This window comes from Azospirillum aestuarii, from assembly GCF_016632405.1.
In the GTDB taxonomy this organism is placed as follows: domain Bacteria; phylum Pseudomonadota; class Alphaproteobacteria; order Azospirillales; family Azospirillaceae; genus Azospirillum; species Azospirillum aestuarii.
The window spans coordinates 1-17,885 of sequence record NZ_JAEPIV010000012.1; the positions used below are offsets into that span (position 1 = coordinate 1).

Consider the following 17,885-nt stretch of genomic DNA (forward strand, 5'->3'; position numbering starts at 1 on the left):
GCCGATCTTCCAGGTCGCAGACTACGGCCTCGTCGCCGACCTGTTCAAGGCGGTGCCGGAGCTGCAGCAGGCGCTGTGACGCCGGCGCGGCACAGATCCGCGAGCGCCCGGAACCCCGCGGCGAAGGTGTTCCGGCCGACCTGCTCGCGCAGCGTGGGCAGGTCCTCGGGCCGGCAGTCGAAGTCGGCCCACCATTCGCCGAAGGTGCGGTTTCCCTCCGTCACCTCGGTCAGGCGAAAGGTCGCGACGTAGTCGGTGAGCGGCAGCGGGGATTCGAGGATCGTGTAGGTGTAGGAACGCTCCCGGTCGCTGAAGGACACCAGCTGTTCGCGCAGCCGGCCGCCGGGCGTGAGCCCGAAATTGCGGACGCAGCCGACCGTGTCGCTGCGCAGCCCATCCTCGATGTGGCTGTCCGCGATGATGGGATGCCAGGCGTGGTGGCCGTTGAAATCCCGCGCCTTGTCCCAGACCTGCCCGACGGGCGCGTCGATGACGGCGCTGACATAGACCCGTGCCATGCGTTCCTCCCCTCAGCGTTGCTTGGTGATGGCCTTGAAACGGCGCGTCTGCTCGGTCAGCGCGGTTTCCGTGGGCAGGCGCTCCATGCTGGACGCCCCGTAGAAGCCGTGGCAGACAGCGCATGCGCCGAGGACGAAGGAGGCGTCCTCCGGCGTGGCGATCGGGCCGCCGTGGCACAGCACGATCACGTCCTTGCGCACCCGCAAAGCCGCTTCCGCCCAGGCGTCGATCTTCGGCACGCAATCCTTCAGCGACAGCGCCGTCTCCGCCCCGATGCTGCCGCCGGTGGTCAGGCCGAGGTGGCAGACGATGATGTCGGCCCCGGCTTCCGCCATCGCAACCGCCTCCCCTTCCGAGAAGACATAGGGCGTGGTCAGCAGATCCAGCTCATGGGCGGCGCGAATCATGTCCACCTCCAGACCGTAGCTCATGCCGGTCTCCTCCAGGTTGGCCCGGAAGACGCCGTCGATCAGCCCCACGGTCGGGAAGTTCTGCACGCCGGAGAAGCCCAGGTCGGCCAGCCGCCGCAGGAACTGGTCCTGGATCATGAAGGGATCGGTGCCGTTGACGCCGGCCAGCACCGGGGTGTGCCGGACCACCGGCAGCACCTCGCGCGCCATGTCGACAACGATCTCGTTGGCGTTGCCATAGGCGAGCAGCCCGGCCAGCGAGCCGCGCCCGGCCATCCGGTAGCGGCCGGAATTGTAGATGACGATCAGGTCGATCCCGCCCGCCTCCTCGCATTTGGCGGACAGCCCGGTTCCGGCGCCGCCGCCGACGATGGGTTCGCCGCGGGCCATCATGCCGCGGAACCGGTCGAGGATTTGTTGACGGGGAATGCGGGGCATCGTCGAAGGCTCCTTATGGCGTCGTGCCGTGGCCGGCCGCGGCGATGTCCCGGAAGGCCCGGACGAGCGCGGCGGCGAAGGCGGGGTCGTTGATGTTGTGGGGAAGGCGGATCAGCCGGCGTGCGTCCGTCTGCTCGACGGTGCGCTCCAGCGCGTCGAACAGCGCGGCGTCCGCCTCGGGATCGTGGAAGGGCTGGCCCGGCGCGTCGAGCACCGACACGCCCCCTTCGGGGATGAGGAAGCGCACCGGCCCGGTGAAGGCGTTCAGCTTGCGGCCGATCCAGGCACCCATCGCCCGGTTCTCCTCCGCCGTGGTGCGCATCAGCGTGACCTGCGGGTTGTGCACGTAGAACAGCCGGTCGCGGTAGCGGTCGGGCACGGTCTCGCGCGGGCCGAAATTCACCATGTCCAGCGCGCCGCAGGACCCGACATAGGGGATGCCGGCCCGCGCGATGGCGTCCAGCCGCTCCTCCCCGGCGCTGAAGACGCCGCCCATCAGCAGGTCGCAGACCTCGGTGGTCGTCACGTCCAGCACACCCGACAGCAGGCCCGAGGCGACGAGCTTCTCCATCGCCCGCCCGCCGGTGCCGGTGGCGTGGAAGACCAGGCAATCGTAGGCGGGGTCGAGCGCCTGGGACACCTGCGTGACGCAGGGCGTCGTCACGCCGAACATGGTGAGGCCCAGCGCCGGCTTGGCGTCCGTCTCGGGGATCGCGCGCGCCACCATGCCGGCCATCGCGTGGGCGGCGTTGCCCAACACGCGGCGCGAAATCCGATTCAGCCCGGCGACGTCGGTGACCGAGGCCATCATGCAGAGGTCCGTCTCGCCGACGTAGGACGCGACGTTGCCCGACGCGACCGTGGACACGATCAGCTTGGGCGTTCCCACGGGAAGCGTCCGCATTCCCGGCGCGATGATCGCCGTGCCGCCGGAGCCGCCCAGCCCGATCATGCCGGCGACGTCGGGGCGCTGCTCGACGAAGCGGCGGAACGCGTCGGCCATGCGCGACACGGCCAGTCCGCGATCATCGGTGCCCAGCACGGCCTCCGCCCCGTCGGGGTGGCAGGACGCGACATCCCGCGCCGGGACGTCGGCGGGGACGGCCGGCTGACGGGTGCCCACATCGACCGTCACCGTGCGCAGCCCCTCCGCCGCGATCAGCCCCCGCACATAGTCCAACTCGACTCCCTTGGTGTCGTAACAGCCGACGACATAGACCGCCGCCGCTCCTTGCTCCGCATCCGCCATGGCCGGGCCTCCTCCCTTCGTCTTTTCCGGAAGTGTAGGCCGCCCGCCGGGGGCGCCAACCGGAGCGTTGCGGCGGAGCGGGTAATCTTGGGTATAATGGTTCGCATGACCGATGACCGCATGACCCAGGCTCTGATTGCCCATCACCGGACTCAGCTGCTGGACGATCTGCGGCGGGCCTGCGCGGGCCGGCACACGCTGCTGGTCGGCGCCGCCATCGGCACCGGCCTCGCCGCCCGCGCGGCGGCGCGCGGCGGCGCCGACTTCCTGTTGGCGCTGGCCGCGGGGCGCTTCCGCACCATGGGGGCGTCATCCATCGCCACCATGCTGGCGTTGCGGGACAGCAACGCCTTCGTCGCCGACTTCGCCTGCTCGGAGATCGTCCACGCCACGCCGATCCCGGTCTTCTTCGGGGCCAGCGCCTGGGGACTCGCGGAGGAGGAGTATCCCGCCTTCATGGACCGGCTGCGCGGCTGGGGATTCGCCGGTGTGGTGAACTTCCCGACCGTGACGCATGTCGACGGACGCTTCCGCGAGGCGCTGGAGCGCACCGGCCTGGGCTTCGCGCGCGAGGTCCGCCTGCTGGAAGCGGCGCGGGCCGCCGGGCTGGCGACCATCGGTTATTTCCGCCGCCGGGAGGAGGCGCTGGCGCTCGCCCGGACGGGGATTGACCTCTACTGCTTCAACATCGGCTGGAACGCTGGCGGCGCCGTTGGCGTGCCCAGCGGGGAGTCGGTGCTGCAGGTCGGCAACCGCGCCCGCGGCCACATCAAGGCGATCCGCACCGCCGACCCCGGCGCGCTGTGCGTGATCGAGGGTGGGCCGATCACCACCCCGCAGGAGATGCACGAGGCTTGCCGCGAGGCGCGGGCTGACGGCTACATCGGCGGCTCGACCATCGACCGCCTGCCCTCGGAAAGCTCGATGGAGGAGATGACCGCCGCCTTCAAGCTCGTTTCGACGCTGCAACGGCGCATCGACCGGCTGGAGCGCCGCCTCGACCAGACCGGCCAGGGGATGGGGCTGGTCGGCCGCACCGACATGCTGGTGGAGGCGCGGGCGCGGCTGGAGCATCTCGGCGCAGACGGCGGGCCGGTGTGGGTCGCCGGGCCGGACGGCAGCGGGCGAACGCTGGTGGCGCGATTGCTGCACGGGCGCGGTCCCCAGCGCCAGCGTCCGCCGATGACCGTCGATGCCCGCCATCTGGACGGCGGGTGGCTGTTCGGGGCGGAACCGGCGGAGGGCGGACGGCGCCGCCTGGGCTGGGTCGAGGCCGCGAACGGAACGACGCTGGTGATCGAGAACGCGGAGATCCTGACGCCCGGCACGCAGGCGGAACTTGCCGCCTTCCTGGAGCGCGGCAGCTTCCGCCGCCAAGGCGGCCAGGACAGCCTGCGCTCCAACGCGCGGATCATCCTGATCGGAACGGCGGGTCTGGAGGCCGCGGCCGGCGCCGGAGCGCTCGTGCCGGACTTGGCCCGCCGCCTCGCCCGACGCGACATCGACCTGCCGCCGCTGAGCGAGCGGCTGGACGACATTCCGCTGCTGGTCGAGCATTTCGCGGCGGCGCTGCGCCCATCGGCGGGTCCCGTGCGCCTCTCGCCACGGGCGTTCCGGCTGCTCATCGCCCATGACTGGCCGGGCAACCTCCGCGAACTGCGCGCGGTGGTGGAGCAGGCGCTGGACGGCAGCGGCGACGTCATCGAGGCGGAGGCCCTGCCCTCCCTGGACGGCAAGCGCGCGAGCCGCCCACGCCCCGACGCGCCCGGAGACCGGTCGCCCAAACAGTCGGAACGGGACTGGATTCTCGACGGCCTGCGGCGGCACCGCTTCCGCCGGGGGGAGACCGCCCGCTTCCTCGGCCTGTCGCGCAAGACGCTCTACAACAAGATGCGGCACTACGGCCTGTTGGAATGACCGCCGCCGGGCGGGAGCACCAGCCCGTCGGCCGCCTGCCTCATAAGATCATGATGATCCTCGAAGCCGGCCGGCCGATAAAGGAGGACGGGGCCGCCGCCCTCTCCGCGCAGTTCGGCGACGACCGCGGCGGCGTTCGCGACCGCCTCGGCGTCGCGTGACGGATCGCCGGTCGCGGCGCCGGGATGCACGACGAGGCGCACGGCACCCGCCGCCCGCAGGCGCCGGCCGATCGCCGCGTCGGCGGCGAAGCCGGTGACGGCGAACCCGGCCTGGGCGGCCTGCTCCAGGAACGACACCTCCCGCTCCGCACCGAGCCCGACGCCGCGCAGCGTCTCGCCGGTTTCCCCGTCGAACAGCGCGGTGGTGGGGAAATTGGCGACCGCGCGCACCCCAAACTGGCGCAAAGTCTCCAGAAACGGCCCCACCGGCCGGAAGGGGTCCACGGCCAGCACGCCGACGCACACACCCTCCGGCACGCCATCCGGCAGGGCGGCCAAGGCGGCGAGCAGCCGCCCGTTGCTGTCCTGGACGGGAAGCAGGGCCAGATACTCGGCTCGGTCCGCCGGATGCCCGCCGAAGGCCGGACAGAACAACCGCTCCCCCGCCCCTTCCGCCCATCCGGCCGGGGGGCCGAGCGCCGAAACGATTTGTACGTCGAACCGACCGTTTTTCCCCATTTTACCCATGCCCCGGATCGCGCGCCGTTGTGGAATCGACCACGGGGCGGGACGGTATGGCAACGGGTTTCGGTGAAGGCTCGCCGGGACGACGCAAAACAGGGAGGAAGCGATGAAGCGTCAGTTGGGCACCGCGCTGCTGTCCGGGACCGCGCTGCTGCTCGCCGCCATGCTGCCGGCGGCGGCGCAGCAGGGCGCGAAGATCTCGAACGACGTCGTCCGGATCGGGGTCATCACCGACCTGTCCGGGGCCTTCTCCGACCAGAGCGGCCGCGGCTCCGTCGCCGCCGCCCAGATGGCGGTGGAGGATTTCGGTGGCACGGTGCTGGGCAAGCCCATCGAGGTGCTGACGGCCGACCACCAGAACAAGGTGGACGTCGGCTCGGCCATCGTGCGCGAGTGGATCGACGCGCAGAACGTCGATCTCATCCAGGACGTGGCGAACTCCGGTCTGGCGCTGGCGGTGGCGGACATCGTCCGCGACAAGAACCGCGTCGCCATCTTCAACGGCCCGTCCGTCACCCGGCTGACCGGCGACAAATGCACGCCCAACACCATCCACTACGCCTACGACGCCTACGCGCTGGCCAAGGGCACCGGGGCGCAGACGATCAAGCAGGGCGGCGACACCTGGTATTTCCTCACCGTCGATTTCGCCTTCGGCCACGGGCTGGAGGAGAACACGGCGAAGATCGTCCAGGAAAACGGCGGCAAGGTCCTGGGCGCGGTGCGCTTCCCGCTGAACAACCTGGACTTCGCGTCCTACGTGACGCAGGCGCAGGCGTCCGGGGCCAAGATCGTCGGCCTCGCCACCACCGGAATGGACGCGCGCAACGCCATCAAGGCCGCCTCCGAATTCGGCCTGACCCAGAGCGGCCAGCAGCTCACCGGCCTCCTGCTGTTCGACACCGACGTCCACGCCCTGGGGCTGGAGGCGACGCAGGGGATGTACCTGACCACCGCCTTCTACTGGGACCGCGACGACGAGACCCGCGCCTTCTCCCGGCGCTTCCACGAGCGGGTGAAGATCATGCCGAACATGGGGCAGGCCGGCGTCTATTCCTCGACGCTCGCCTACCTGAAGGCCATCGAGGCCGCCGGCACCGACGAGGCCGGCCCGGTCATGGAAAAGCTGAAGAGCACGCGGATCAACGACGTGTTCGTGAAGGACGGCTGGGTGCGCGAGGACGGCCGCTTCATGCGCGAGATGTACCTGATGCAGGTGAAGAAGCCCTCGGAGTCCAAATACCCCTGGGACTACTACAGCCTGCGCGCCACGATCCCCGCGGAGGAGGCCTTCCGGCCGCTGTCGCAGAGCGATTGCCCCCTCGTGAAGAAGTGATGGGGGATCGTGTCTGAACCGCTGCCCCCGGTCGTCAGGCGCGACGGTCGGGGGCGTCCGGGAAACCGGCACGGCTCAGCGCGTCCACCACGGCCACCGCCTCGGCGTGGCAGGAGGGCGGGTGCCAGGCGAGGCCGCGCCCGACGATCCCGTCCTCCCCCGCCGCGTGCAGGGCGGCCAGACAGACCGGGGGAACCGGGCCGCCCAGCAGCACGGCGCGGGCATCCAGCCCGACGCGCCGCCCGTGGACGGGATGTTCGGCGCAGAGCAGCCGGTCCGCCGCCGCGATGGCCGTCTCGGCTGCCGCCCCCAGTTCCGCCCGCAGCAGCGGGGCGGCGTCGAGCGCCAGCGCACCGAAGCCCAGCGCGTCGATGACGGCGCTGTCCCCGATCGCCGGCAGGCGCGGGCGGGAAGCACCGCCGGGAGAGCCGATGTCCGGCCCCTGCGGGGCGGCCACCGGCGCGCTCGCCCAACCCTCGCCCATCATGCCCGACAGGCGCAGCCCGAAGCGCACCCCGTTGCCGCCCGCCGCCGTCACCAGCGCCGCCCCCGGCACGCCGTCGCCGGCCAGCATCATCGCCTTGCAGGCGGCCATCCACGGGTTCAGGAAGAACTGCCCGGCCTCCTTCAGGAAGGCGCAGACCTCGCCGGTCCCGCCCAGCCGCGACACCAGCGTCTCGGTCAGCAGCGCCGAGGCCACCCCGACGCGCCCGTGCAGTTCGTCCCCCTGCTCCATCGCCTCGCGGGCGATGCCGGACAGTTCCACCGGCCCGATCCCGGCCAGCGCCGGGCCGACCGCGCCGTGCAGCAGGCGCAGCCGCTCCACCACCGCGCCGCTGACGATGCCGAAGCGCAGGGCGGGGCCGCCGCCCTCGTTGAGCGGGCTGTAGGCGCGGGCACCGGAACCGCCAGCATCCTCCACCACATGCAGCCACATCGACCGCGACACGACGGCGGCGAGCGGGGTGACCACGCCGAAGTCCTGGGCGGGGCGCAGGGTCACGGCGCCGCTGCGCACCAGGGCGCGGGCCTCCTCCACGCCGTCGGCCATGCCTTCGAACAGCAGCGCCGCGGTGGCGGCGTTGAGGATCGGCGGGCAGATCTCCGCCGGATCGGCGAAGGGCGGCCCGGCGTGCAGCAGCGTGTGGCGGTCGAGCCCGATCCGCTCCCCGGCGGTTCCGGTTTCCGTCCACACCGGATCGGCGGCCAGCATCCGCTCCACGGCCCGCGCGGTGGCGTCGTTCATCGCGTGTGTCCCCAACTCTTCAGGTTTTTCCGATGCCGTTACGGCAGATGCAGCGGGGCGCGGCCGTAGCCGTTGCTGGCGTCCACCAGATGCAGCAGGTAGCGCAGGAAAACCGCCCGGTCCTCCTTCGGCAGGGGCGCGATGGTGCGGTCGTGGGCGCGCTGGGCCTTCTTGTCCATGCGGCGCAGCAGCTTCCGGCCCTCTGCGGTGATGGCGGCCAGCTTCATGCGCTTGTCCACCGGGCTGGCCCGGCGCTGGATCAGCCCACGCTCGGCCAGCCGCGCCAGAACGCCGGCGGTGGTCGTGCGGTCGATGCCGATCTGGGCGCCCAGCGTCACCTGATCCAGGTCGGGACGGTCCACCAGGGCGGTCAGCACGCTGTACTGGACGGGGGTGATGTTGAACTCCGCGCACTCCTCCATGAACATGGCGACGTGAATCTGGTGCAGGCGGCGGATCAGGAATCCGGGACGCTCCGCCAGGACGCGGTACGCCTCTTCGATCAGGGGGTCGTCTAAGGTCATCGCGGGCGGTCCGTCGGAGCGGGTTCGGGAAAGCGGCTAACAAGAGAGGATGGCGGCAGGCCGGAAAATCGGCAACCGGGCCGAAGGCTGTGACGTCTAGCCCATCAGCGACACATGCGCCGCGACGATCCGCCAGCCCTCGGGCATGCGGACCCATGTGTGGCTCTGCCGCCCGACGCGCTCGGTGGCGGGGCGCGTGAATTCGGTGTTGGCGGTCGCCATGTCGCGGCCATAGGTGGTGATGACGGTGTTGCGCAACACCCGGTCCAGCCCGGCCGCCGGGCGGCCCTGGCGGAAGGCGGCGATGGCCTCGTAGCCGTACAGGTTCTCGCCCACGCCGTAGCGCAGGGTTGCCGGGTGGTTCCAGAACAGCTCGTCCAGAACCGCCACGTCGTTGCCGGTCAGCGCGCACTCGTAGCGCTCGAAGGCGGCGGTGACCTCGGCCACCACTTCGGGGATGTTGATCTCAAGCGTCATGCGAAGAGGTCCTCGGCAATGGCCAGAAGGGTCGAATCGCCGCCGCGCGGGCCGATCAGCGACAGGCCAAGCGGGCAGCCCTGGAGCCGCGCCACGGGAATGGAGAGTTGCGGCAGACCGGCCAGACCGGCAGGGCACAGGATCGCCAGCGCCCGTCCCCGCTCCGCGTCCACCGCCGCCCCCGAGGAGCCGCGCAGCGGCGCGATGCCCGGCGCGCTGGGCAGGACGATCAGGCCGTCCGGTCCCAGCAGGTCGTCCATCCGCCGGCGGATGCCCTGCCGCGTCTCCGCCGCCGCGCGGGCCAGGGCGGGGTCGAGCGTGGCCGCCGCCGCGAAACGGTCGCGCACGCCCGGCCCGAAGGTCGGTTTCGTCGCCGTGATCCAGGCGCCGTGCGCCGCCCAGGCCTCGGCGGCCTGGAGCGTCTGGAAGACCGGCCGCCATTGGTCCAGCCCCTCCGGGGCCAGCGTCACACCGTCCGCCGACCCGAACCGCTCGCGCAGCCGGTCCAAGGCCGGGGCGAGGGCGGCGCGCACCGCAATTCCCGCGATGGCGAAGGCGTCCTCGGCGACCAGCAGGCGGCGCAGGGCCAGATCGGGCGCCGGGGGCAGCAGCACCGACCCGACGCGGCGGAGCAGCGCCGCCTCCCGCGCGAACCAGCCCACCGTGTCGAAGCTCGGTGCCAGAGGAACGGAGCCGTCCAGCGGAACCGCCCCGTGGGTGGGCCGGAGGCCGTAGAGGCCGCAATAGCTCGCCGGCAGGCGAACCGAGCCGCCGGTGTCCGTCCCGATGGCGAAATCCGCCGCCCCGCCCGCCACTGCGGCGGCCGACCCGCTCGACGATCCGCCGGGGATGCGGCCGGGCGCCTTCGGGTTCTCCGGCGTGCCGTAATGGGCGTTCTCGCCGGCCAGGCTCCAGGCCAGCTCATCGGTCAGCGTCTTGCCGGCAACGCGCGCCCCGGCGTCGAGCAGCCGCTGCACGGCGGGCGCGGTCTCTTGCGGGACGTCGTGGGTGCGCAGCCAGTCCGGGTTGCCGGCCCCGGTGGGCAGGCCAGCGATGTGGAACAGGTCCTTCACCGCGAAGCGCAACCCGGCCAGCGGGCCGCTTGCGGCTCCGGCGACCTCGGTCCGGCCGTAGGGGACGAAGGCGTTCAGGGGGTCGTTCGGCATGATGCGGGTTTAGGTCTCGTCAGAATTCCAAATTCCCCTCTCCCCTCCGCTCTCGCGCAAACGAAGTTTGCGCTGACGCGACAGGCGGACCTCTGGTCCGCCGAAAGCGGGGAGAGGGTCAGGGTGAGGGGGTTGCGCCTTTGCCGGACGCACCGCCACGCGCATCCCCCTCACCGGCCCTCCGGGCCACCCTCTCCCCAGAGGGGAGAGGGTTGGAAAAGAGCTTGCGCAGCCAATCCTTCAACATGCTCCACAGGAGATTGCCAGCGTTCAGTTCCTTGGCGGGCTCGGGGGCGGGCTCGAAGGCAGGCTCCGGGGCCGGAGCGGCAACCGCTTCCGAGGACGCAGCCGCCACCTCCTCCGCCGGAGCCGTCGCGGCGAGCTTGGCTTCCAGGTTGCGGGCGAATTCGGCGGTCAGGCGGTTGGCGATCTCCTGCACGATGGCGCCGCGGCTGAACTGGGCCAGAACGCCGGTCAGGGTGAAATCGACGGTCAGGTCGATGCGCGTCCCCGGCCCCTCCTCCACGACGGCGAAGGTCACGTCGGCCTTGGCGCGGGAGTTGTTCTTGGGGTCGGTGCCCTGGCCGTGGATGACGCCGGTGTGGGTCGCCTCGTCCATCGTCAGCGTGCCCTCGCCGGCGAAGGCGGCGGCGATGGGGCCGAGCTTCACGCGCATCTGCCCGAAGATCCGGTCGCCCTCGCGCGGCTTGGTCAGCGAGGCGCCGGGCATGCAGGCGATCACCCGCTCCACATCGCTCAACAGCGGCCAGACGCGGGCGCGCGGGAAGTTGACGGCAAGGGTCTGGGTCATGGTCGGCATGGGCTTACCCCGCGTTCGTGTTGCGCGCGTCGATGACGCGGCGGATGGCGTTGACGATCCCGACATAGCCGGTGCAGCGGCACAGATTGCCGCTCATCGCGGTGCGGATCGCCGGGTTGTCGGCGTCCGGGCGGCGCAGCACGACGTCGCGCGCCGCCACCAGCATCCCCGGCGTGCAGAAGCCGCACTGGAGCCCGTGCTCGGCGGAGAAGGCCTCGCGCAGCTCCGCGGCGACGGGGTCGTCGTCCAGCCCTTCCACCGTGGTGACGGACCGCCCGTCGCAAGCCACCGCGAAGGTGATGCAGGAGCGCGCCGGCTCGCCGTCGATCAGGATGGTGCAGGCCCCGCACACGCCGTGCTCGCAGCCCAGATGGGTGCCGGTCAGCAATTCCCGCTCGCGCAGGAAGTCGCCGAGATGCTGGCGGGGCGGCACGCTGGCCTCGACGCGCGTGCCGTTGACGGTCAGGGAAATGCTTTTGGCATGGGCGCTCATGACATCACCTGCGCGATGGCGCGCTTCAGCGCGACGGTGTGGGTCTTAAGGGCGATGGGGTCGTCCGCGGCGGGGCTGCCGGCGAGATGAGCGGCCATCGCCGCCTCCGTGCAGCCGCCCGCGAACAGGGCCGGGCCGTCAATCACCACCGGCTTGCCGGAGGTCGCCCCGGCGACGCAGCGCTGGACGCCGCGGGCCGGGTCGATCAGCACCGCCCCGGTGGCGTGGGAGAACTCGCCGGTCTTGCGGCAGACCTTGTAATAACCCCAGCGCGCCCGGTCGGACAGGGCGGGCACATGGATTTCCGCGACGATCTCGCCCGGCTGCAGGGCCGTCTCGAAGACGCCCAGGATGAAGTCGGTCATCGGCACCGTGCGCCGCCCGCCCGTGCCGGCGATCACCACGTCGGCGCCGAGCGCGGTCAGCACGTTCACCCAATCCGCCGCCGGATCGGCGTGGGCGAGGCTGCCGCCGATGGTGCCGCGGTTGCGCACCGCGCGGTAGGCGATCACCGCCGCCACGCTGGGAAGCACGCCGCGCGTCACGTCCGGATAGTCGCCGTCCTCCAGCCGCGCGTGGGTGACACAGGCCCCGATGACCAGCCGCTCGCCCTCCTGGCGGATCGTCCGAAGCTCGGCGATGCGGGTGATGTCCACCAGCAGCTCCGGCTGGGCCAGCCGCAGGTTCAGCATGGGGCCAAGCGACTGGGAGCCGGCCACCGGCCGAACCATCACGTCCTCGCGCGACAGAAGTTCCAGCGCCTCGGCGAGCGTCGCCGGCTGCGCGTAGTCGAAATCGACCGCCTTCATGCCGCACCCCGCGTTTCGGCGATGGCGCCAAGGATGGCTTCAGGCGTCATCGGTGCGTTCGTCACGATGACCCCCAGCGGCTTCAGCGCGTCGTTGATGGCGTTGCAGATCGCCGCCGGCGGGGCGATGGCGCCGCCCTCGCCGATGCCCTTCACGCCGAACTCGGTGTAGGGCGAGGGCGTCAGCATGTGGATGATCCTCACGTGCGGGACCTCGGTGAATCCGGGGATCAGATAATCCGCGAAGGTGGAGGCGAGCGGCTGGCCCTCCGCGTCGTAGGGCATCCGCTCGTAGAGCGCGGTGCCGACGCCCTGGGCGACGCCGCCGTAGATCTGGCCGTCGACGACCATCGGGTTGACCATGGTCCCGGCGTCCTCGACCACCACGTAATCGAGGATCTCGACCTGCCCGATCTCCGGGTCCACCGCCACCGCCACGGCGTGGGTGGCGTAGGAGAAGGTGCCGTGGTCGCTGCCCGGCTTGTAGCCGGCGGTGACCTCCAGCCCGCCCCGGTCGACGTCGGCGGGGAGGAGCTGCGGCGCGCGGTACCAGGTGTGGGCGATCTCGCGGATGGTCACCGCGGCGGCCCCGGCCTTCACCGCACCACCCTCCAGCACCACCCCGTCCGGACCGGCCTGCATCAGGTGCGCGCCGATCCGGCACAGCCGCTCGGCCAGCGTGCGGCAGGCTGTGGCGACGGCGCCGCCGGCCATGACCATGCTGCGCGACCCCCAGGTGCCCGTCGAATAGGGCGTCAGGCCGGTGTCGCCGTGCACCAGCTTGATCTTCTCCAGCGGGATGCCCAGCACCTCGTGCGCGACCTGGGCGAAGGTGGTCTCCATGCTCTGGCCGTGCGACTGCACGCCGACGCGCAGTTCCAGCCCGCCGTCCGGGGTGATGCGGGCCTGAGCCTGCTCGTGCCCCGGCACCATGGGGATGCCCCAGCCGTGATAGACGGCGGTGCCGTGGGCCGACTGCTCGCAATAGGTGGCGAAGCCGACGCCGATCAGCCGTCCGTCCGCCTCCCCGGCCTTCTGGCGGGCGCGCCAACCATCCAGCTCGATGGCGGCGACGGCGCGGCGGACGGATTCGGGATAGTCGCCGCTGTCGAAATGCTTCTTCGTCACGTTGTCGAAGGGCATCTTCTCCGGCGGGACGAGGTTCTCCAGCCGGACCTGCCACGGCTCCCGCCCCACGGCGTCGGCGACGGCGTCGATCATCTGCTCCATGGCGAAGCACACGCCGGTGCGCGCCACGCCGCGGTAGGGAACGATGGGCGGCTTGTTGGTGCAGACGGAGAAGGTGCGGCAGCGGTAATGCGCGAAGTCGTAGGGGCCGGGCAGGATGCTGCCGACCTGCGCGGCTTCCAGGCAGGCGGAGAAGGGATAGACGGAATAGGCCCCGGCATCGACCCAGGCGTCGGCCTCGATCCCCAGCAGCCGCCCGCGCGCGTCGGCGTAGGCGGTGATCTCGTAATGGTGCTCGCGGGCGTTGGCGGCGGCCACCAGATGCTCCCGGCGGTCCTCGGTCCAGCGGACGGGGCGGTCGAGGCGCATGGCGATCCAGGCGGCCACGATCTCCTCGGGCTGAAGCAGGCCCTTCCAGCCGAAGCCGCCGCCGACGTCGGGCGCCACCACGCGGATCAGCCCCTGGTCGAGGTCCAGGCATTCCGACAGGCCGGCGCGCACGATGTGCGGCATCTGGGTCGAGGTGGTCAGGACGAGCTGCTCGACATGGCGGTCCCAATGGGCGACCACGCCCTTGCCCTCCAGCGGCACCATGCACTGGCGCGCCGTGCGGATGGTCCGCGACACCTTCACCGGGGCGGTGGCGGCGAGCTCCGCGATGTTCCCGCCGACGTTGGTCTCCAGGAAGACGTTGTCCGGCCAGTGGTCGTGCACCTTCGGCGCGCCCGGCGTCACCGCCTCCAGCATGTCGGAATTCACCGGCAGCTCGGCGTAATCGACGAAGACGGAGGCGGCGATGTCCTCGGCCTCGGCGCGGGTGGCGGCGACGCAGACGGCCACCGGCTCGCCGACGAAGCGCACCTTGCCGTCGGCCAGCGCCGGCTGCTCCGACACCTTGAAGCCGGGCAGTCCCGACACGGCGCGGATCGGCTTCACGCCGCCCGCCGCCAGATCCGCCCAGGTGAAGACGGCGCCGCGGTGCTCCTCCGGGATCTCGATGCCGGTGATGGTGGCGTGGGCGACCGGGCTGCGCACGAAGGCCAGTTCCTTCATGCCAACCAGGGCGATGTCGCCGACGAAGCGGCCCCGCCCGCGCAGCAGCCGGTCGTCCTCCTTGCGGCGGACCCGCGCGCCCACTCCTGATCCGGCGGTGCTAACCTCTCCCATTCCCTGACCCTCTCGTTCTTCTTCTCAGCCGCCCAGATAGGCGCGCTGGATGTGGTCGTTGGCGAGCATCGCCTGCCCCGTGCCCTGCTCCATCACCTGCCCGCTTTCCAGCAGGTAGGCGCGGTCGCACATGTCGAGCGCGGCGTAGGCGTTCTGCTCCACCATCAGCACGGTCGTCCCTTCCCGGCGGATGTCCGACACGATCTCGAAGGTGCGCTCCACGAGGTTGGGGGCGAGGCCGAGCGACGGCTCGTCGAACAGCACGATCTTCGGGCGCGACATCAGCGCCCGCGCGATGGCCAGCATCTGCTGCTCGCCGCCCGACATGGTGCCGGCGGGCTGGTTCAGCCGCTCCTTCAGGCGGGGGAAGCGGTGGAACAGCCGCTCCATGTCCTGGGCCACCGCCTGATGGTCGCGGCGCAGATAGGCGCCCATCTCCAGGTTCTCGCGCACGGTCAGGTGGGGGAAGACGCGCCGCCCCTCCGGACAGTGGGCCACACCCAGCGCCAGCACCGTGCGGGGCACGGCGTTGCCGATCTCCCGCCCCTCGAAGGTGATGCGGCCGGACGCCAGCGGCAGCAGGCCGCTGATGGCGCGCAGCGTCGTGGTCTTGCCGGCCCCGTTGGCGCCGATCAGGGTGACCAGCTCCCCCTCCTCCACCGTCAGCGAGACGTTGCGGAGCGCCGGGATCTGGCCGTAGCAGACGGTGATCCCCTCAACCTTTAGCATGCTTCACCCCCTGGCCCAGATAGGCCTGGATCACGTCCGGGTTGGCGCGGATGACCTCCGGCGGGCCTTCGGCGATGATGCGCCCGTGGTTCAGCACCACCACGCGGTCGGAGATCGTCATCACCATGCGCATGTCGTGCTCGACCAGCAGGATGGTCACGCCGCGGTCGCGGATGCGCTGGACGACGCCCATGAAGGCCTCCGTCTCCGACGGGTTCAGCCCGGCTGCGGGCTCGTCCAGCAGCAGCAGCTTCGGGTCGGCGGCCAGCGCGATGGCGATGCCGAGCAGCCGCTGCTCCCCGTAGGCGAGGTTGCCGGCCAGCTCGTCGGCGCGGTGCGACAGCCCGACGAAGGCCAGGATCTCCGCCACCGCCGCCCGCATCCGCTCCGTCTCCGCCCGCACCGAGGCGAGCCGCAGCAAAGCGCCCCAGGTCTCCGCCCGGCCCTGCCGGTGCATCCCGGTCAGCACGTTGTCGAAGACGGTGCAGCCGGCGAAGATGCTGGTGCGCTGGAAGGTGCGCACGACGCCCAGCCCGGCGATGCGGTTGGAGGACAGGCGCGTCAGGTCGGTGCCGCGGAACAGCACCTTCCCGCCGGTCGGCTTCAGGAAACCGGTGATGACGTTGAAGGCCGTCGTCTTGCCCGCCCCGTTGGGGCCGATCAGGCTGACGATCTCCCCCTCCGGCACGGCGAAGCTCATCGAGGCGATGGCGATCAGGCCGCTGAAGTGAACCGCGACCTCGCGCACCTCAAGGATCGGTGCATCGGTGGTGTCGAGGGCGAGGCTCATGCCGAGGTCTCCTTGCGCAGGCCCAGCGCCGTGGCGGCGACGCGCTTGCGGCGGCCGGCGAACCAGTTCGTCACCGCCGGAACCATGCCCTGCGGCAGGAAGAAGACGACCACGATCATGGCGACGCCGTAGATGATCCACTGCACCTCGGGCCGCGCCACCTCGCGCAGCACCTCGGGCAGGATGCCGAAGGCGAGGCCGCCGACGATCGGTCCGGCCAGCGTGCCCTTGCCGCCCGTCACCACCATGATGACCATGGTCACCGTGTAGATGAACATGAAGACGTCCGGGTCGACGATGCGGATGTAGTGGGTGTAGAGCCCGCCCGCGGCCCCGGCCATGCCCGCCGCGATCACCGTGGCGACGACCAGATAGCGCGTCACGTCGATGCCGACCGAGCGCGCCAGCGACTCGTTCTCGCGCAGCGCCACCAGCGCCCGGCCGACCCGCGACTGCACCAGGCGCTGGATCACCAGGAAGCAGACCACCGCGACCGCCAGCACCAGAAGGTAGTTGTATTCCTTCTTGTAGAGCGGGATCACCCCGTCCCACGGCAGCCAGACCGACAGCGGAGGGATGTTGTTCAGCGCCATCGGCCCCTCGGTCAGGTCGACCCAGTTCAGCGCGACCATGCGCATGACCTGGGCGAAGCTGATGGTGACGATGACGAAGTAGGCCCCGCGCACCCGGAAGGCGAGCTTGCCGATCAGGAAGCCGAACAGCGCCGCCACCAGGATGCCGCCGAGGAAGGCGACCCACACCGGCTGCGGCCCCAGCACGAAGGGTTCCGCACCACCCAGATCCAGGTCGAAGCCCAGCGACAGCAGCGCGCTGGTGTAGGCGCCGATCCCGAAGAAGGCGATGTGGCCGAGGCTGAGCTGCCCGGTGTATCCGAGCAGCAGGTTCAGGCTCATCGCCCCGATGATGAAGATGCCGGTCGAGGTCAGGACGTAGAGGATGTACTGGTCGCCCAGCCACAGCGGCCCGACCGCCATGACCAGCACGAACAGCCAGGGGAGGAGACGCGTCGTCATCCGATCCGCTCCTTCATGGCGAAGAGACCCTGGGGCCGCACGATCAGCACGGCGATGATCAGCAGGAAGCCCATGGCGTCGCGGTAGCCCGACGACAGGTAGCCGGCGCCGAACTCCTCGGCGAGCGCCAGGACGAAGCCGCCGATGGTGGCGCCGGGGATGTTCCCCAGCCCGCCCAGGATGACGATGGCGAAGGCCTTCAGCGCCACCAGATCGCCCATGGTCGGGGTGACCACGAAGATCGGGCCGAGCAGCGCCCCCGCCGTGGCGGCGAGGCCGGAGCCGAGCGCGAAGGTCAGCGTGTACATCAGCCCGCGGTTGACGCCCATCAGCGCCGCCGTGTCCGGGTCCTGGAAGGTGGCGCGCATGGCGACGCCCAGCTTGGTCCGGTTGATGAGCAGGTAGAAGCCGCCCAACAGCAGCAGCGCCACGCCCAGGACGAACAGCCGGTTCATGCCCACCGACACCGACCCCAGGACCACCGGCTCGGTCGGGAAGGGGCTGGGCACCGACTTCGCGACACCGCCCCAGACGAGCTGCTCGCCGGCCTGCATGGCGATGCCGGCGCCGATCATCACCAGCATGGTGGTGTCGATGTCGGCGCCCTTCAGCGGGCGCAGCAGCGTGAATTCGATCAGCGCGCCCAGCGCCATGCCCAGCACGGCGGCCATCGCCAGGGACATGAAGAAGTTCAGCCCCATCATCCCGGCCAGCATGTAGGCCATGTAGGCGCCGAAAGTGTAAAGCTCGCCATGGGTGAAGTTGACCACGCGCATGATGCCGAAGATCAGCGTCAGGCCGATTCCCAGCAGCGCGTAGGTCCCCCCCAGGACCACGGCGTTCAAAAGGTGCTGCAGATGCGCTTCCACCGCGTGTCTCCATCCCTCG

The 17,885-nt window shown here is 71.0% G+C and carries 18 protein-coding genes; 2 read left to right on the forward strand and 16 right to left on the reverse strand.

The window, feature by feature from the left end; genetic code table 11:
• Window positions 1-44 precede the first annotated feature (44 nt).
• The 3 genes from JJL56_RS19535 to JJL56_RS19545 are packed head-to-tail and all read right to left on the reverse strand — an operon-like array spanning window position 45 to window position 2,616.
• Window positions 45-518: an SRPBCC family protein gene (locus tag JJL56_RS19535; RefSeq protein WP_145626194.1), complete on the reverse strand. Its 474-nt coding sequence runs from the start codon at window positions 516-518 to the stop codon at window positions 45-47.
• 12 nt (window positions 519-530) lie between these two features.
• Window positions 531-1,367: a phosphoenolpyruvate hydrolase family protein gene (locus JJL56_RS19540; protein ID WP_200486014.1), complete on the reverse strand. Its 837-nt coding sequence runs from the start codon at window positions 1,365-1,367 to the stop codon at window positions 531-533.
• A 13-nt stretch (window positions 1,368-1,380) separates the two neighbouring features.
• The gene (locus tag JJL56_RS19545; protein ID WP_200486015.1) at window positions 1,381-2,616 is read right to left on the reverse strand and encodes a Tm-1-like ATP-binding domain-containing protein; all 1,236 of its coding nucleotides are present in this window, start codon (window positions 2,614-2,616) and stop codon (window positions 1,381-1,383) included.
• Between the two features lie 105 nt (window positions 2,617-2,721).
• Here JJL56_RS19545 and JJL56_RS19550 point away from each other — a divergent pair, with 105 nt between their 5' ends.
• Complete coding sequence (locus tag JJL56_RS19550) at window positions 2,722-4,533, forward strand: phosphoenolpyruvate hydrolase family protein (protein ID WP_200486016.1); 1,812 nt, start codon at window positions 2,722-2,724, stop codon at window positions 4,531-4,533.
• Here the strand turns inward: JJL56_RS19550 and JJL56_RS19555 are convergent.
• Entirely contained in the window at window positions 4,515-5,213 is a 699-nt protein-coding gene (locus tag JJL56_RS19555; protein WP_200486017.1) for a phosphoenolpyruvate hydrolase family protein, read from the reverse strand. The genes JJL56_RS19550 and JJL56_RS19555 overlap by 19 nt on opposite strands.
• Before the next feature lie 112 nt (window positions 5,214-5,325).
• On the opposite strand from JJL56_RS19555, the gene JJL56_RS19560 reads away from it, so the two are divergent.
• On the forward strand, window positions 5,326-6,555 hold the full coding sequence (locus tag JJL56_RS19560) for an ABC transporter substrate-binding protein (protein ID WP_200486018.1): 1,230 nt from the start codon (window positions 5,326-5,328) through the stop codon (window positions 6,553-6,555).
• A gap of 34 nt (window positions 6,556-6,589) precedes the next feature.
• Here the strand turns inward: JJL56_RS19560 and JJL56_RS19565 are convergent, their stop codons facing one another.
• The 12 genes from JJL56_RS19565 to JJL56_RS19620 all read right to left on the reverse strand — a co-directional run bounded on the left by JJL56_RS19565 (window position 6,590) and on the right by JJL56_RS19620 (window position 17,866).
• Window positions 6,590-7,801, reverse strand: coding sequence for a YlbE family protein (locus JJL56_RS19565; protein WP_200486019.1), 1,212 nt, complete (start codon window positions 7,799-7,801; stop codon window positions 6,590-6,592).
• A gap of 38 nt (window positions 7,802-7,839) precedes the next feature.
• Window positions 7,840-8,325 (reverse strand): MarR family winged helix-turn-helix transcriptional regulator, encoded by a 486-nt coding sequence (locus JJL56_RS19570; protein ID WP_145626201.1) that lies wholly within the window; start codon window positions 8,323-8,325, stop codon window positions 7,840-7,842.
• A gap of 96 nt (window positions 8,326-8,421) precedes the next feature.
• A complete protein-coding gene (gene hpxZ / locus JJL56_RS19575) occupies window positions 8,422-8,802 on the reverse strand; it encodes an oxalurate catabolism protein HpxZ (protein ID WP_200486020.1) in 381 nt (126 codons plus the stop codon).
• Window positions 8,799-9,968 (reverse strand): amidase, encoded by a 1,170-nt coding sequence (locus tag JJL56_RS19580; RefSeq protein WP_200486021.1) that lies wholly within the window; start codon window positions 9,966-9,968, stop codon window positions 8,799-8,801. The genes hpxZ and JJL56_RS19580 overlap by 4 nt, the downstream gene beginning before the upstream one ends.
• 118 nt (window positions 9,969-10,086) lie before the next feature.
• Complete coding sequence (locus JJL56_RS19585; RefSeq protein ID WP_200486022.1) at window positions 10,087-10,788, reverse strand: SRPBCC family protein; 702 nt, start codon at window positions 10,786-10,788, stop codon at window positions 10,087-10,089.
• A gap of 4 nt (window positions 10,789-10,792) precedes the next feature.
• Window positions 10,793-11,281, reverse strand: a complete 489-nt coding sequence (locus JJL56_RS19590) for a (2Fe-2S)-binding protein (RefSeq protein ID WP_145679934.1) — start codon at window positions 11,279-11,281, stop codon at window positions 10,793-10,795.
• Window positions 11,278-12,090 (reverse strand): FAD binding domain-containing protein, encoded by an 813-nt coding sequence (locus JJL56_RS19595; RefSeq protein ID WP_200486023.1) that lies wholly within the window; start codon window positions 12,088-12,090, stop codon window positions 11,278-11,280. The genes JJL56_RS19590 and JJL56_RS19595 overlap by 4 nt, the downstream gene beginning before the upstream one ends.
• Entirely contained in the window at window positions 12,087-14,444 is a 2,358-nt protein-coding gene (locus JJL56_RS19600; RefSeq protein ID WP_200486024.1) for a xanthine dehydrogenase family protein molybdopterin-binding subunit, read from the reverse strand. Before JJL56_RS19600 ends, JJL56_RS19595 begins: the two co-directional genes overlap by 4 nt.
• A gap of 24 nt (window positions 14,445-14,468) precedes the next feature.
• Complete coding sequence (locus JJL56_RS19605; protein ID WP_200486025.1) at window positions 14,469-15,173, reverse strand: ABC transporter ATP-binding protein; 705 nt, start codon at window positions 15,171-15,173, stop codon at window positions 14,469-14,471.
• Window positions 15,160-15,963: an ABC transporter ATP-binding protein gene (locus JJL56_RS19610; protein ID WP_200486026.1), complete on the reverse strand. Its 804-nt coding sequence runs from the start codon at window positions 15,961-15,963 to the stop codon at window positions 15,160-15,162. Before JJL56_RS19610 ends, JJL56_RS19605 begins: the two co-directional genes overlap by 14 nt.
• Window positions 15,960-16,997 carry a branched-chain amino acid ABC transporter permease gene (locus tag JJL56_RS19615; protein ID WP_200486027.1) on the reverse strand — a complete coding sequence of 346 codons (1,038 nt, stop codon included), beginning with the start codon at window positions 16,995-16,997 and terminating at the stop codon, window positions 15,960-15,962. The genes JJL56_RS19610 and JJL56_RS19615 overlap by 4 nt, the downstream gene beginning before the upstream one ends.
• Complete coding sequence (locus JJL56_RS19620; protein WP_014199598.1) at window positions 16,994-17,866, reverse strand: branched-chain amino acid ABC transporter permease; 873 nt, start codon at window positions 17,864-17,866, stop codon at window positions 16,994-16,996. The genes JJL56_RS19615 and JJL56_RS19620 overlap by 4 nt, the downstream gene beginning before the upstream one ends.
• Window positions 17,867-17,885 lie beyond the last annotated feature (19 nt).